General features: G+C 71.2%; 9 protein-coding genes. 6 read left to right on the plus strand and 3 right to left on the minus strand.

The annotated features are described in order from the left end of the window. Positions 1–622: 622 nt before the first annotated feature. Together BDW27_RS04290 and BDW27_RS04295 are read right to left on the minus strand one after the other, a co-directional pair. Positions 623–1,201: a DUF5998 family protein gene (locus tag BDW27_RS04290; RefSeq protein ID WP_017545291.1), complete on the minus strand. Its 579-nt coding sequence runs from the start codon at positions 1,199–1,201 to the stop codon at positions 623–625. 86 nt (positions 1,202–1,287) lie between these two features. After that, entirely contained in the window at positions 1,288–4,008 is a 2,721-nt protein-coding gene (locus tag BDW27_RS04295) for a GNAT family N-acetyltransferase (RefSeq protein ID WP_017545290.1), read from the minus strand. A gap of 356 nt (positions 4,009–4,364) precedes the next feature. On the opposite strand from BDW27_RS04295, the gene BDW27_RS04300 reads away from it, so the two are divergent. Continuing rightward, the gene (locus tag BDW27_RS04300; RefSeq protein WP_110048313.1) at positions 4,365–5,300 is read left to right on the plus strand and encodes a carbohydrate kinase family protein; all 936 of its coding nucleotides are present in this window, start codon (positions 4,365–4,367) and stop codon (positions 5,298–5,300) included. A 271-nt stretch (positions 5,301–5,571) separates the two neighbouring features. On the opposite strand, the gene BDW27_RS04305 is transcribed toward BDW27_RS04300, so the two are convergent. Next, positions 5,572–7,776, minus strand: coding sequence for an ATP-dependent DNA helicase RecQ (locus tag BDW27_RS04305; protein WP_110048441.1), 2,205 nt, complete (start codon positions 7,774–7,776; stop codon positions 5,572–5,574). Positions 7,777–8,298: 522 nt separating this feature from the next. Between BDW27_RS04305 and BDW27_RS04310 the strand changes: the two genes are divergently transcribed. The 5 genes from BDW27_RS04310 to BDW27_RS04330 all read left to right on the plus strand — a co-directional run bounded on the left by BDW27_RS04310 (position 8,299) and on the right by BDW27_RS04330 (position 15,832). Next, on the plus strand, positions 8,299–10,641 hold the full coding sequence (locus BDW27_RS04310; protein ID WP_110048314.1) for a glycosyl hydrolase: 2,343 nt from the start codon (positions 8,299–8,301) through the stop codon (positions 10,639–10,641). Positions 10,642–10,851: 210 nt separating this feature from the next. Then, entirely contained in the window at positions 10,852–13,344 is a 2,493-nt protein-coding gene (locus BDW27_RS04315; RefSeq protein WP_017545286.1) for a DNA topoisomerase (ATP-hydrolyzing) subunit A, read from the plus strand. A gap of 87 nt (positions 13,345–13,431) precedes the next feature. Further along, positions 13,432–13,962 carry a carbonic anhydrase gene (locus BDW27_RS04320; RefSeq protein WP_017545285.1) on the plus strand — a complete coding sequence of 177 codons (531 nt, stop codon included), beginning with the start codon at positions 13,432–13,434 and terminating at the stop codon, positions 13,960–13,962. A 230-nt stretch (positions 13,963–14,192) separates the two neighbouring features. After that, positions 14,193–14,519, plus strand: a complete 327-nt coding sequence (locus BDW27_RS04325; protein ID WP_026129397.1) for a M48 family metallopeptidase — start codon at positions 14,193–14,195, stop codon at positions 14,517–14,519. 176 nt (positions 14,520–14,695) lie between these two features. Continuing rightward, complete coding sequence (locus BDW27_RS04330; RefSeq protein WP_110048315.1) at positions 14,696–15,832, plus strand: PLP-dependent cysteine synthase family protein; 1,137 nt, start codon at positions 14,696–14,698, stop codon at positions 15,830–15,832. The last annotated feature ends 76 nt before the right edge of the window (positions 15,833–15,908 follow it).

The raw sequence follows: 15,908 nt of genomic DNA on the forward strand, positions 1-15,908 counted from the left end.
CTGACCTCTCTCCGTTGAACGCGCGCGGACCGGCCACGGCGGCCGCGTCTGACTGGCGGCGGTACACGCGGCCGTCACGGCCGGGGTCCACCGACGCCGAGTCTGCCGGGCCCGTGTTACGGGCGGCCGCGCCTGTGTTACGTGCACCACACGCTAGCGCTCACGGACGTCACGGCCCGCACCCGCCCCACGGAAGCCGCCGAACGACGCTCGGTCACCGAGACCCCGCGTAGGACGGCGCGTGGATCACCAGCCCGGGCACGCGACCCCGGCCTCGGACCGGGGTCGGGGCGCCCCGTGTGGCTCGGCGCGCACTGACACAGGGACCGGACTCCCCTGCGGGCTCACCGCCCCCTGACCCAGGCACCGAACACCCCTGCGGGCTCACCGCCCCCTGACCCAGGCACCGGACTCTCGTGTGGCTCACTCCCGGTCCGAGATGCAGCCCGCGCGGGGTGTGCTCACGGAGTCGCGCGGATCGGCCCGACCCGTACCCACCCGGCTGTGCTGGATGAGATGGCCCCACTGGGCGGGCCCGGACAGCCCCCTCAACGCCGCGGGGCCGGGGCGGCCTCAAGGAGGACGCCCCGGCCCCGCCGGGTGTTTCGGGCGAGTCAGCCGGTCAGCGCCGGGTGGTCGCGGCGGACAGTGCGTCCGCGAAGTGCAGCATCGTGGTGACGGCCTCGGCCCCGTCGGCCGCCTCGCTGACCCTCAGGGTGAGCGGTTCGGCGGTCAGGGCACCCGTGTAGCCGTGGTCGAGCTCGCAGCTCTCGTCCGCGCAGGAGGCGGGTTCGAGGTCGATGTGCGCGACCGCACCCCAGTTCACCGAGAGGTTCACGCTGAGCACCAGCTCGCTGGGCAGGCTGCCCGGCGTGTACTGGGCGGGGTTGGGCACGACCCGGGTCAGTGCCACCGACTGGATGTTGCCCAACTGGATGCTGTCGGTCGTGGTGGAGGCGTGCGAGGTCCCACCGGGTTCGGTGGGCGGGTGCTCGTCGGTGTGGCAGACGACGAGGCGGGTGGCGGTCAGGAGCATGACGGTGATGTGCCGCCGCATCTCCATGGCCGGGTCGAAGGTCGCCTCATGGTGCACGATGAACGCCTCGGCGGCCTCCTCGCCCAGGGTGGTCGCGACGGCGTCGATGACCAGAGCGGGGTAGTAGCCGCTCCGTTCGATCTCCAGGCGCCAATCCGTGGACACGGCACGTGTTTTCCTCATACCTCTATCCTGCCCCCTTCCGGCGACACTTCGCGACCGTCCACCCAAACGTGAGGCCCACTCCCTGATCAGAACGTCACCCCGCGCAGTCGGCGCGGGCCCACGTCGGGGCGCACATCGGGGGCCTCGCGCAGCCACATGCGGGCACCCAGGACGTGGGCTCCGGTGGCGTTGACCAGAACCGGGTCCAGGTCCACGTAGCCGATCTCGGGGAAGGCCTCCACCAGGCGGGACACCCGGATGAGCAGCTCCTCCAGTGCCTCCACGTTGGGCTGTTCGGCCAGTGAGGTGGCCCCGGCGGGCAGCCCGAACAGCAGCGGGGCGGCCCGGACCGCGTGGATGAGGTCGGCCGCGTCCATGTCGGTCAGCGGAGCCAGCCGGAAGGAGCGGTCGTCGAGCAGCTCGGCGGTGACGTCCGCGAGCCCGAAGGAGACCACCGAGCCGAAGGACTGGTTGTCGCCCGCGCGCACCACCGTGGGCACACCGGGCGCGGCCATGCGCTGGACCACCAGCTCCGCCTCACCGCCGAAGCGGTCCTCCAGGGACAGGTAGGCGCTCCGGACGTCCTCCGGGGTGCGCAGGTCCGCGCGGACAAACGTGCCACCCGCACGTACCCGCAGGTCGGGGGCGTCGGCCTTGACCACGGCGGGGTAGCCGAGTTCACCGGCGGCGACCACGGCCTCCTCGGCGGAGGTGACCTTGATGTCCGGGTAGGCGGCGATGCCGTAGCAGGCCAGGAGGTCGCGGGCGTCCTCCGCGGAGATCGCCGTCTCCTCGTCGTAGCGGCGCTCGCCGCCGAACCAGGCGATGTCCTCCTCGGTCGGCGCGGCTTTCTTGAGAGCGCGGCCGATGGTGGCGCGGGCCCGGGCGCGGTCGATGTCGGGCAGCTCCGGGTGGCGTCCGGGCTTGCGGTTGCGCCACTGCGCGTACCGGGTGGCGTGGGCGACGGCGCGGACGGCGTCCTCGGGCGAGGGGTAGGAGGGCACCGACCCGTGCAGGGTCTGCCCCTGGTCCCCGACGTGGCGAAGTTCCTCCGGGAGGCCCTGGCGCGCGAGGTAGGTGGTGACGATGGGCTTGTCGGAGTCCAGTGAGCGGGCACGCAGCACCCGGGCGACGTCGTCGCCGATGGGGTGCAGGGCCGGGACGAAGACCACCACGATCGAATGCACGTCCTCGGCGGCCTGCGCGGCCCGGATCGCGGTGTCGAAGTCGTCGGCGGTGGCCTGCGGGCCCAGGTTGACCGGGTCGTGCGGTTTGAGCCCCTGGCGGACGGCGGCGTCCTTGACCAACAGCTCCAGGGAGTCGGAGTTGCCGATGATGCCCACGCGCGGCCCGTCGGGCAGCGGCTGGTAGGCGAACACCTGGGCGGCGTCGAACATCTGCGTGATGTCGTCCACGCGCACCACGCCCGCCTGTTGGAACAGGGAGGTGACGGCGTAGTCGGGCAGGGCCAGGCCACCGGCGGCGTGCCCCGTGGGGGTGGTCTGCGCGGAACCGCCGCTGCGCACGGCGACGACCGGCTTCTGCTTGGCCAGGCGCCGGGCCAGGCGGGTGAACTTGCGTGGGTTGCCCAGGGACTCCAGGTACTGGAGGACCACCTTGGTGGCGGGGTCCTCCTGCCAGTACTGCATGAGGTCGTTGCCGGACACGTCCGCGCGGTTGCCCGCGGAGACGAAGGTGGACAGCCCCATCCCGCGTTCGGCCACCCGTTGGAGGATGGCCCGGCCCAGGGCGCCGGACTGGGAGAAGAAGCCGATGGGGCCCTGCGGCGGCAGGTCCGGGGACAGGGTGGCGTTCAGCGAGACCGTGGGGTCGCTGTTCGCGATGCCCAGGCAGTTGGGCCCGACCACACGCATACCCGCGGCGCGGGCGGTGCGCACCAGTTCGTCCTGGCGGGCACGCCCCTCGGGGCCGACCTCGCCGAACCCGGAACTGACCACGATCAGCCCGTGCACGCCCTTCTCGGCGCACTGCTCCACCACGTCGACGACGGTGTCGGCGCGCACCGCCACCACCGCGAGGTCGATCTGGTCCGGGATGTCCAGGACGGAGGGGTAGGCGCGCACGCCCACGACGGCCTTCGCCTCGGGATGGACGGGGTAGACCGGTCCCTGGAACTCCCCGCCGAGCAGGTTGCGCAGCGCGGTCTGGCCGATGGTGTGCGCGGTGCGGCTCGCGCCGATGACGGCGACGGACTCGGGGAAGAGCAGGCGGGCGATGGAGCGCGACTCGGCGCGCTGTTCGCGGGCCCGCATGACCTCCGTGGAGTCATCCGTCGGCTGGAGGTCCAGGGTGAGGCGGATGACGCCCTCGTCGAAGGTCTGCTGCGCCGTGTACCCGGCCTCGCGGAAGACGTTGATCATGCGCCGGTTCTCGGGCAGGACGTCGGCGATGAAGCGACGCACCCCCCGTTCGCGGGCGGCGGCCCCGATGTGCTCCAGGAGCACCGAGGCCAGGCCCCGCCCCTGGTGTCCGTCCTCCACGACGAAGGCGACCTCGGCCTCCTCGGGGGCCACCTTGTCGTAGCGCACCACGGAGACCATGGAGTCGGAGATGGTGGCTACCAGGGCCACGCGGTCCTCGTAGTCGACCGTCGTGAAGCGTTTCACGTCCCGGTCGGAGAGCTTGGGGTAGGGCGCGAAGAACCGGTAGTAGATCGTCTCCGGCGAGAGCCGGGAGTGGAACTCGCGCAGCAGGTCGGCGTCGTCAGGGGTGATGGGGCGCAGGTGCGCGGTGCCTCCGTCGGTCAGGACGACGTCGGCTTCCCAGTGGTTCGGGTAGGACTGCACGACAGCGAGACTAGACGACAATCGGCCGAATTCGGAGAAAGTCCATGCGGGGTGACCGAAATCGACCCCCTGGAAGGGCCTGGGCGGATGGGTGTCGACGGCCCCTCCGGCCCGAGCCGGGGGCACCCGAGCACCCCCGCGGGGACTGACTGGCGTCCGAGATAACGCCGAGTGCGGATAGTCTTCCTGGGTGGGTCGAAACCCCCTGTGCGCAGGGGCTCGCGACCCGCGACAGTCCCGCGCGACCGCGTGTCCCGAGTGCTGTCAGTTCGTTACCCGACACTGATCGTTAAGCTGTTAACGTCGTGCGGGCACAGATTCTCAAACCCTCGGTGGTGGCTGGCGAAATGACTCGAGTGGTCGTGATCGGTGATCTGATGACCGATGCCGTCGCGCGCGCGTTCCACCCGTTGGCCCGCGGCAGCGACACCCCTGCGTCGGTGATCATGTACGGCGGCGGTTCCGGTGCGAACATCGCCTCGTGGCTCGCGGTCGAGGGCACCGAAACCACGTTCGTCGGCCGTCGCGGCTCCGACATCACCGGGCGCACCCGCGAGATGGAGCTCATGGGCTACGGCCTGGACTCCCGCATGGTGATGGATCCCGAGCGTCCGACCGGCACCTGCGTCGTGATGATCACCCACCGGGGCGACCGGACGATGCTGAGCGACCCGGGCGCCAACGCCCGCCTCCAGCCCGAGGACCTGCCCCGCGACGTGTTCGGCCCCGACGGTCACCTGCACGTGTCCGGGTACACCCTGATCAACTCCGACTCCCGCCGCGCGGCCCGGGTGGCCCTGCGCATGGCGCGGGAGAGCGGGATGTCCATCTCCGTGGACGGCGGCTCGCACGCGCCGCTGGAGCGCGCGGGGGCGGAGAACTTCCTGGACTGGACGCAGGGCGCGCGGTTGCTGTTCGTCAACGTCAACCAGGCCCGGGTGCTCACCGGCCGGGACGACGCCGAGGCCGCCGCGAAGGTGCTCACCGCCTGGTTCCCCAACGTCGTGATCAAGCTCGGCGAGGAGGGCGGACTGTGGGCCTCCAAGACCCGTGAGGACTGCGTGACCGCCCCCGCCGAGCCGGTGGACCCCTCCCCCGGTTCGGTCGGCGCCGGTGACGCGTTCATCGCCGGTTTCCTCCCCGCGTGGCTGACCGGTCGGCACCCCAAAGAGGCACTCGGCCGGGCCAGCAGGCTGGCCGCCCGGGCGCTGCACCAGCCGGGCGCCCGCCCGGACCTGGGTGAGGGTCAGCCGGTGCGCCGAGGAGCGCCCCGAGGCCAGCGCCTCCGCTAGCGAGTTCCCCGACAGGGCCCCGTCACCTCCAGGTGGCGGGGCCCTGTCGTGTCCGCCCTCGCGCCCCTCCTGCCGGCACGCGCCCCGAGCGGCTCTCAAGGGCGCGCGCCACGAGGACACCGGCCGGAGCGACGGCGGGCTGACCCCTGGTCGAGCTTCCACGCCTGCGGAACCGGGCGAGAGGGACCACCTGCCCGGGGCACCGAGCAAGCGCCCGGGCAACCGGGGCGGGCGACCACGTCTCCCGGACACCCACCCCGGCCCGCACCGGTCAGCCTCCCGTGGTCGCCAGAGTCAGGGGCAGCACCTCGGGGGCACCCGCCTCACGAAGCAGAGCCGCGCCCACGGTCAGGCTCCACCCGGTGTCGGCTTGGTCGTCGACCAGCAGGATCGGCCCCGGGTTGTCCCTCCGGAGTTGGGCCACGCGCTCTCTCAGCTCGGGGTCGGCCACCAACGCGTCGTACACCTGCCCCAGGCGCATGGCGCTGTTGTGGCGGCGGACTCCCGGGCCCTCCGGTGTCCGGTAGGACAGCGAGCCCAGCGGTGTGAGCCGGCCGAGCTCGGCGATGCGGGCGGCGAGGTCACCCACCAGGGTCGGCCGCGAGATCGACGGCATCGCGACCACACCGACCGGACGGTTCTCCCAACCCCACGCCGCGAGCACGCGGACCACTCCCTGGAGGAGACGCTCGTCCACGGGGGTGTCCGGCGCGTCCTCGGCGAGGACGCGGCGCAGCTCGGTGCCCCAGCCGATGTCGGTGAGGCGGCCCAGGGCACGCCCCTCCCCCGCGCGCAGGTTCTCGGGGATCTTGCCGGACAGGCTCACCCCGAGAGTGTTCATACCGGTGGGCCACTGGCGGCGCGGCGCGAGGGGCGTGCCGGGCCGGTCCAGGTGGTCGGCCGCGGCCTGACGGCGTCCGGAGTCGACGTCGGTGGCCCAGAACTGTCCGGTGCACACGTCGCACCGGCCACAGGGTTCGGCGCCCGGATCGTCGAGCTGACGGCGGAGGAACTCCATCCGGCAGGTGTCCGTGGAGACGTAGTCGAGCATGGCGCGCTGTTCCCGTTCACGGGCCGCGCTGACGGCCGCGTAGCGCTCGGCGTCGTAGGTCCAGGGTTCGCCGGTGGCGGTCCAGCCGCCGCGCACCCGGCGCACCGCCCCGTCCACGTCGAGCACCTTGAGCATCTGCTCGAGGCGGGTGCGGCGCAGGTCCACCCGGGTCTCCAGGTTGGCGGTGGACAGGGGTTTGTCGGACTCCGCCAGCACCTGGAGGGTCTGGCGCACGGTGTCCTCCGGCGGGAAGGAGAGCCCCGCGAAGTACTCCCAGATCCGGACGTCCTCGCGGCCCGGCAGGAGCACCACCTCGGCGCGCTCCACACCGCGTCCCGCACGGCCGACCTGCTGGTAGTAGGAGATCGGCGACTGCGGGGCGCCCAGGTGCACCACGAAGCCCAGATCGGGTTTGTCGAAGCCCATGCCGAGCGCACTGGTGGCCACGAGCGCCTTGACCCGGTTGCCGAGGAGGGCGTCCTCGGCGAGTTTGCGCTCGTCGGGGTCGGTCTGCCCGGTGTAGGACAGGACCTCCAGGCCCTGCTCGGTGAGGAAGCGCGCGGTCTCGGCTGCGGCGCTGACGGTGAGCGTGTAGACGATGCCCGAACCGGGGATCTTGGGCAGGTGCTCGGCCAGCCAGCTGAGCCGCGCGGTGGGATCGGGGAGTTCGGCCACACCCAGGCTCAGGCTCTCGCGTTCCAGGCTGCCGCGCAGGACCAGGGTGTCGGCGCGGTCGGCCCCGGCCTGGAGCTGTTCGGCCACGTCGCGGGTGACGCGTTCGTTGGCGGTGGCGGTGGTGGCCAGGACCGGAACCCCGTCGGGCAGGTCGTGCAGGAGGGAGCGGATGCGCCGGTAGTCGGGGCGGAAGTCGTGGCCCCAGTCGGAGACGCAGTGCGCCTCGTCGATGACGACCAGACCCGCCCCTGCGGCGAGTTCGGGCAGGACGCGGTCCCGGAACTCCGGGTTGTTGAGCCGTTCGGGGCTGACCAGGAGCACGTCCACCAGGCCCTGGGAGACCTCGGCGTAGGTGGACTCCCATGCGGTGGTGTTGGAGCTGTTGATGGTGCGGGCGCGGATGCCGGCGCGCTCGGCGGCGGCGATCTGGTTGCGCATCAGCGCGAGCAGCGGGGAGACGATGACCGTGGGCCCGGCTCCTTCGGCCCGGCGCAGGGCGGTGGCCACGAAGTACACCGCCGACTTGCCCCAACCGGTGCGCTGGACGACCAGCGCCCGGCGCTGTTCGGCGACCAGGGCGTGGATGGCGGTCCACTGGTCCTCACGAAGGCGCGCGGACTCTCCGGCGAGGGCGCGCAGGTGCCCCTCGGCGCGTTCACGCAGGACACCGCCGGTGGCGGCGGGCGATGCCGAGTCGGCGGCGGTCGGTGCGTCGGGGACGGGGACGTCAGGCGGGGTGGGAGTGGCCATGAGTCCTTGGTACCAGAGGCCGCGGGGGTGGACGCGGTTGTCCACAGGTGCGACCGTTCCGGGCGCCCGTGGGCGTGGGTTCGCGCGACGGCTCCGTGGGCGAACTCTCAGCGGGCCGCACGGAAGCCAGGCGACGCACCAGGGCCCGTTCGGTCGCTTGGCGGCTCCGGCCGCACCGCCGAACGCCACCGGGCTCCACCCGGCAGCTCGGCGGCGTTCCCAAGCTCCCTGTCCTTCCTCGCGGTCCCGTGGCCCCCTCCCGGAACGCCGCTGAGCGGGTCGACGGAGGAGGTGAGGCGCTTCCTCCGGCCCTGGATCACGTCCGGGGCAGCGGGTACGGACGGGAACCGGGTTCCGGGTTCCACAGAGGCGGCGCCGGTAACAGAATGGAAACTTTCCAGTTATGTGGCATTGCGCTCACCGAGTGTCATCTGAACACTCGACGCCAGGGCTCATGTCTCCCAGGAATGGGAGCGCTCCCGATCACGTGGGCTCCCCCGAGAGAAACACGGAAGGCAGACGATGGCGCAACCACGAGGCCGCCCCACCAGCGGTTTCCTCCCCCGATCCCCCCGACACGCGCACCCGCGGACCCGGACCTCCCTGGGTCTGCTGGCCGCCGCCTCCGCCCTCGCGGTCGGCGGCGCGACCCTCGCGGTCACCGGCGCCACACCGGCCACCCCGGTCTCCGCCGACAGCGCGGCCGAGGTCCCGGTCGGCTCCGGCAGCTACACCACCACGCTCCCCGCGGGCGCCTCCGGCCCCTCCGACCTCAACGGCGCTCCCGTCGCGCCCAAGGTCACCGACGACCACACAGGTCCAGCCCCCACCAACGAGTGGTGGTCGTCACTGATCTTCCAGCGCTACCCCGACAACCCCCACGGAGAGAACCTCTTCGCGCACCCCCTGAGCTACAAGCCCCACGAGGGCGGGCTCGACATGGGCTACCCCGACTCCCACCAGATGGTCGGCGACGACCTCAAGTACGAGTACACCGCCGTCTCCGACCTCACCCTCGGCGCGGCCGGTCTGGACTCCCCGGACACCCGCACCGCGGACAGCGGCGACTGGACCGTCACCGCGCAGTGGGAGGGCGGCGGGGCCCAGCTCCGGGTCACGATCGGCCAGGGGCTCCCCTTCGCCTACGCCGAGACCGACGGCGCCGGGGCCGAGGTGACCTTCTCGGGCACCCCCGAGATCTGGCACGAGGACGGCTCCACCGTCGGCGCCACCGTCAACGGCAGGCACTACGCCCTGTTCTCACCCTCCGACTCGCCCTGGAGCGTCTCCGGTGACACCCTCACCGCCGACACCGGGGACGACGGGTACTACTCGGTGGCCGTCCTGCCCTCACCCGAGGACCTGGACGCCTTCGCCCCCTACGCCCACTCCTTCGTCACCGGCTCCGTCGTGGAGTACGACTACGACGAGGCCGCGTCCACCCTCACCAGCACCTACCAGCTGGAGACCGAGGCCAGGGAGGGCGAGGAGACCGGAACCCTCACCGCCCTGTACCCCCACCAGTGGGCCAACGCCACGAGCGACCTCACCGACCTCGCCTACGCCTCCCCCCGCGGTGAGATGAAGGTCTCCGAGGGCGCCTCCTTCACCACCGAGCTGACCACGCAGGGCATCATGCCCAGCCTGCCCACCGTCGACGCCGCGGACCACGAGCGGCTGGCCTCCCTGATCGACGAGGTCCTCGCGGAGGAGGAACTCTTCCCCGAGCCCGGCGACACCTACTGGGACGGCAAGGCCATGGGCCGTCTGGCCCAGCTCATCCCCATCGCGGACTCCATCGGCCACACCGAGGCCCGCGACGAACTCCTCTCCCTGGTCCAGGAACGCCTGGAGGACTGGCTGACCGCCGGGGGCACCCGCCAGTTCCACTACAACGAGGAGTGGGGCACCATGCTCGGCTACCCCGACAGCTTCGGGGCCGCCACCGAACTCAACGACCACGACTTCCACTACGGCTACTTCGTCTCGGCCGCTGCCGTTGTCGCCCGCTACGATCGCGACTGGGCCGACGAGGACGCCTGGGGAGGCATGATCCGCCTGCTCATCCAGGACGTGGCCGGAACCGAAGGCGACATGTTCCCGCGCCTGCGCTCCTTCTCCCCCTACGCCGGGCACGGCTGGGCCTCCGGCCACGCCGGGTTCGCGGCGGGCAACAACCAGGAGTCCTCCTCCGAGGGCATGCACTTCGCCGCCGCCACCGCCCACTTCGGCGCGCTGACCGGCGACGAGGAGCTGCGCGACCTCGGCGTCTACCTCCACACCACCCAGGCCTCCACCATCGCCCGCTACTGGCAGAACGCCGGCGGGGACACCTTCCCCGAGGACTACCCCGAGGACGTCGTGGGCATGGTCTGGGGCGACGGCGGCGACTACCGCATCTGGTGGGACGGCGGCCACGAGGAGCACTACGGCATCAACTACCTCCCCATCACCGCTGGCTCCCTCTACCTGGGTCACGACCCCGAGCACGCCGGGGTGATCTACGAATCACTCGTGGACAAGCTCGGCGGGGAGCCGGAGATCTGGCGGGACATCCACTGGGCGCACCGCGCGCTCTCCGACGGCGAGGACGCCCTGCGGATGTTCGAGGAGCAGTGGCAGACCTACGAACCCGAGGCGGGCGGCTCCAAGCCGCACACCTACCAGTGGGTCTCCACCCTCGCCGAGCTCGGCACCGTGGACGTGTCCGTGACCGCCGACACCGCCCACTACGCGGTGTTCGACAAGGACGGGACCAGCACGTACACCGCCTTCAACCCGGGCACGGGCCCGCTCACCGTCTCCTTCTCCGACGGCACCTCGCTTGAGGTCCCCGCCGGGGAGACCGCCGTGACCACCGGCTGACGGTCCCTCCCTCCGCGCCCCCTCCCGTGACCGGGCGCGCGGACGGGAGGCACACCCGCGACACGCGAGTCGGGTTTTCCGTCCCCGGGTCCTCCGGGGACGGAAAACCGTGTCGAAGACGGTGCGAAACCCCCCAGTCGTGCGACTCACACACGCCCAACCACGCGCCCCGGTACGTTTCAGTCCCTGGCACAGGCCAGAATTACGGACATGGCCCGTACTACTTCCCGTCCCCCCGAGGATCTCGCCGAGAAGATCATCGACATCGACGTCTCCGAGGAGATGCGCGGCAGCTTCCTGGAGTACGCGTACTCGGTGATCTACCAACGCGCGCTACCCGACGCGCGTGACGGCATGAAACCGGTCCAACGGCGCATCCTGTACCAGATGAACGAGATGGGCCTCCGGCCCGACCGCGGCCACGTCAAGTGCGCCCGCGTCGTCGGGGAGGTGATGGGTCGGCTGCACCCCCACGGCGACTCCGCCATCTACGACGCCCTGGTCCGTCTGAGCCAGGCCTTCGCCATGCGCGTCCCGCTGGTCGACGGCCACGGCAACTTCGGCTCCCTGGGCGGCGACGACGCCCCGGCCGCCATGCGGTACACCGAGGCCCGTCTGGACAGCGCCGCAGAACTCCTGGTGTCGTCCATCGACGAGGACGTCGTCGACTTCAAGCCCAACTACGACGGTCAGGAGACCGAACCCGAGGTCCTACCTGCGGCCTTCCCCAACCTCCTGGTCAACGGCGCGTCCGGCATCGCGGTCGGCATGGCCACCAACATGGCCCCGCACAACCTGGGCGAGGTGATCGCCGCCGCCCGCCACCTGATCGCCAACCCCGAAGCCACCCTGGAGGAGCTCACCGAGTTCGTCCCCGGGCCCGACCTGCCCACCGGCGGCACCATCGTCGGCCTGGACGGCGTCCGCGACGCCTACCGCAAGGGCCGCGGCACCTTCAAGACCCGCGCCACCGTCGCGATCGAGAAGGTCTCCGCCCGCCGCACCGGCCTGGTCGTCACCGAACTGCCCTACAGCGTCGGCCCCGAGAAGGTCATCAGCCGCATCAAGGAACTGGTGCAGTCCAAGAAGCTCCAGGGCATCTCGGACCTGAAGGACCTCACCGACCGCAACCAGGGCCTGCGCCTGGTCATCGAGCTCAAGAACGGGTTCAACCCCGAGGCGGTCCTGGAGGAGCTCTACCGGCTCACGCCGATGGAGGAGACCTTCGGCATCAACAACGTGGCCCTGGTCGACGGCCAGCCCCAGACCCTGGGCCTGCGTGAACTGCTCGAGGTCTACGTCAACCACCGCATCGACGTGGTCCGCCGCCGCAGCGAGCACCGCCGCAAGAAGCGCCAGGAGCGCCTGCACCTGGTCGCGGGTCTGCTCGTCGCCCTGCTCGACATCGACCGCGTCATCGCGCTCATCCGCGAGGCCGACGACACCGCCGCCGCGCGTGAGTCCCTGATGGGCGCCTACGACCTGTCCGAGATCCAGGCGCGCTACATCCTCGACACCCCGCTGCGCCGCCTCACCCGCTTCGACCGGCTGGAGCTGGAGACCGAGCGGGACAAGCTCGACCTGGAGATCGAGGAGCTCACCTCCATCCTGGAGTCGGACAAGAAGCTGCGTCGCGTGGTCTCCAAGGAGCTCAACGACGTCTCGAAGAAGTTCGCGACCCCGCGCCGCACGCAGCTGCGCGAGAGTGACGGAGTGGCCCGCGCCGCCGTCATCCCGCTGGAGATGGCCGACCAGCCCTGCCACGTGCTGTTCGGCGTCGACGGTCACGTCGGCCGCACCAAGGGGGCGACCCCGCCGCGCGTGTACACGGGCCTGCGCGCCAAGCACGACGCGATCGAGGTCTCGGTCCCGACCACCTCGCGTTCGGACATCGGGCTGGTCACCGACCTGGGCCGGATGATCCGCGTCCCGGTGGTGGAGCTGCCCGAGCTCCCTGTCGACGGCGAGGGCGAACCCGAGCGTCCGCCTCTGGCCGCCGGTCTGGACGTCGGCGAGTTCGTCCAGCTCGAAGAGGGCGAACGGGTCGTGTCGATCGTGTCCATGAACACCTCCGGGCCCGGGTTCGTCGTGGGCACCGTAGGCGGGGTGGTCAAGCGGGTCGCACCCGACTTCCCGCCGAACAAGGACGACTTCGAGATCATCACACTCAAGGACGACGACCGCGTGATCGGCGTCACCCAGCTGTCCACGGGCGACGAGGACCTGGTCTTCATCACCTCCGAGGCGCAGCTGCTGCGCTTCTCCGCCTCCACCGCCCGGCCGCAGGGCCGCCAGGCGGGCGGCGTGGCCGGGGTCAGACTCTCCGAGGAGGCCCGCGTGCTGTGGTTCGGCGCGGTGCCCAGCCCCGAGGACTCCCTTGTGGTGACCGTGTCCGGCGGCGACGCCCTGGAGGGCACCCAGCCCGGGTCTGCCAAGGTCACCCCGTTCGCGTCCTACCCGTCCAAGGGGCGGGCCACCGGCGGCGTGCGCTGCCACCGCTACCTGAAGGGTGAGGACACCCTGATGTTCGCGTGGGTGGGACGCGCACCGGCCCGTGCCTCACGAGCCGACGGAAAGCCGGTCCGCCTGCCCGACCTGACCGAGCGCAGGGACGGCTCCGGCGAGGCCCTGACCAGTGCGGTCGTCACGGTCGGCAGTGGCCAGACCGACTCCGGAATCACCCCTCCGGGCTCAGGGGCCTGAGTACAACCCGACCCAACGTGCACGCGGATGTGCTTGTCTGTGTGCACGAGAGTCCATGCACCCAAACGACACAGGGAGTCACCGAAAGTGAGCGACAGCACCGACGCCACCCCTCCCCCCGGGGTCTTCGACGACGTGTTCGGCGCCAACGCCGACTACGCCGCCGACTTCTCACTCAACGGCCTCAAGCCGTTGGCGGCGAGAGGTCTGGCCCTCGTCACGTGCATGGACTCCAGGATCGAACCGCTGGACATGCTCGGCCTCGAGCCCGGCGACGCCAAGATCCTGCGTAACGCGGGCGCCCGGGTCACCGACGACACCCTGCGTACGCTGGTCCTCGCCGTGTACCTGCTGGGTGTCGAACGAGTCCTGATCCTGCCCCACACCAAGTGCAAGATGGCGTCCGTGGAGAACGACGACGTCGTCCACGACCTCATCCTGAACGACTACGGGGTGGACACGCGCAGCCTGGAGTTCAAGACCGACAACGACCAGTTGGGCGCGCTCCAGCACGACCTCGAGCGCATCCGGCACCACCCGCTGCTGCCCAAGGGCCTGCCGGTGGCCGGTGCGATCTACGACGTGGACAACGGCAGCGTGACCCCGGTCGACCTCTAGTCGGCCCGGTGAACACACGACCGCCCCCAGCCGAGTACGGCCGGGGGCGGTCGTGTGTCGTTTGCGGGAAGGTGTCGCGAGGGTGCGGCACGGGGATCACTGTGGTGGGTGGTGCGCACCACCACCCGTCCCCGTCCCCGCCCCCGCACCCGCCTCGCCCATCACCCGGGAATGCCGCCCCTTCCCGGACGGTTGTGACCCGGGACGGTGGCACCGTCGAGAGGAGCACCGTGGAAGAGAGCACCTACGACACCTACAACCGAGCCCGCATGTTCATGGAGCTGGGCGACCCGATCTACGCCGCCCGGATCCTCGAACCGGTGGTGGAGAACGAGCCCGGCAGCCGCTCCATGTTGGAGCTTCTGGGGCGTGCCTACTTCCACTCCGCTCAGCTCAACAAGGCCGAGTCGGCCTTCCGCAGTCTGATCGAGCTGGACCCGGTGGACAACTGGGCGCACATCGCTCTGGCGCGCACGCTGGAGAGGCAGAGCCGCCACGAGGAGGCGGCCACCTACCGGCGCATGCACGCGGTGATGTCGGGCGGTTCCCTGGACTGACGGGAACACCGAACCGGGCCGGGCCTCCCAGGGCCCGGCCCTGTGTCGTCCGGAACCCGGTGGGATCGCGGGGAACGAGCCATCGCACCGCAGACGCCGAAGGTTCCTCCGCGAGGCGCCGGCCCCGGGCCGAAGCGAAGCGGCAGGCCCGAAAGGATGCGGGTAGCCTCCTGACCATGGCTCCCTTTCCTGACCGCCCCGACCCGGACCTGCCCTGGGTCGACCGATGTTCCGACAGCGCCCGTTCCTGGGCGGACGAGGCGGTCCGCAGGGTGATCGCCGACGACACGCGTTCGGCCGACACGCACCTGCACGTGTTCCCGCTGCCCCCGGAGTGGGGCATCGACCTGTACCTGAAGGACGAGTCGGTGCACCCCACCGGCAGCCTCAAGCACCGGCTGGCGCGGTCGTTGTTCCTGTACGGGCTGGCCAACGGGTGGATCACCGAGGGCACCACGATCGTGGAGGCCAGTTCGGGCTCCACGGCGGTGTCGGAGGCCTACTTCGCGCAGTTGGTCGGGCTGGACTTCATCACGGTGGTCCCCCGCCGGACCAGCCCGGAGAAGATCGCGCTCATCGAGAGGTACGGCGGTCGCTGCCACTTCGTGGACAACCCGCCGGACATGTACACCGAGGCCGAGCGCCTCGCCGCCGAGACGGGCGGCCACTACATGGACCAGTTCACGTACGCGGAGCGGGCCACGGACTGGCGGGGCAACAACAACATCGCCGAGTCGATCTTCGAGCAGCTCGCCATGGAGCGCCACCCCGACCCGGACTGGATCGTGGTGGGCGCGGGCACGGGCGGGACCTCGGCGACCATCGGCCGCTACCTGCGCTACCGGCGCCTGCACACCCGCCTGGCCGTGGTGGACCCCGAGAACTCGGCGTTCTTCCCGGGCTGGGTCACCGGTGCCGCCGACTACGCCACCGGCATGCCCTCCCGGATCGAGGGCATCGGCCGCCCCCGGATGGAGCCGAGCTTCGTACCGTCGGTGATCGACCTGATGATGCCGGTGCCCGACGCCGCGAGCATCGCCGCGATGCGCCACCTCAACGACGTCACCGGCCGGTGCGCGGGCGGATCGACCGGTACCAACCTGTGGGGCGTGTGGCACCTGGTCGCCAGAATGCTCCGTGAGGGCCGAGGGGGCAGTGTGGTCACCCTGATCTGCGACGGCGGCGAACGGTACCAGCACAGCTACTACAACGACGCCTGGGTGTCGGAGCGGGGCCTGGACCCCGGCCCGTACCGGGCGGCGATCGACCGTTTCCTGGGGGACGGGGTCTGGGAGCCGCCGAAGGCCCCCTGAGCGGGAACGCGAACGGGCCCGCACCGGCCCGGGGTTCGATCGAACCCCGGGCCGGTGCGGGCCCTCGCGTGTGGAG

Origin of the sequence: Nocardiopsis sp. L17-MgMaSL7 (genome assembly GCF_003182025.1) — a bacterium.
Taxonomy (GTDB): Bacteria; Actinomycetota; Actinomycetes; order Streptosporangiales; family Streptosporangiaceae; genus Nocardiopsis; species Nocardiopsis prasina.

What these genes read in the sequence shown, in the direction of transcription:
- BDW27_RS04305 (WP_110048441.1), bottom strand. Translation starts at nt 7,776, where the DNA reads ATGGCCACTCCCACCCCGCCTGACGTCCCCGTCCCCGACGCACCGACC.
- BDW27_RS04310 (WP_110048314.1), top strand. Translation starts at nt 8,299, where the DNA reads ATGGCGCAACCACGAGGCCGCCCCACCAGCGGTTTCCTCCCCCGATCC.
- BDW27_RS04315 (WP_017545286.1), top strand. Translation starts at nt 10,852, where the DNA reads ATGGCCCGTACTACTTCCCGTCCCCCCGAGGATCTCGCCGAGAAGATC.
- BDW27_RS04330 (WP_110048315.1), top strand. Translation starts at nt 14,696, where the DNA reads ATGGCTCCCTTTCCTGACCGCCCCGACCCGGACCTGCCCTGGGTCGAC.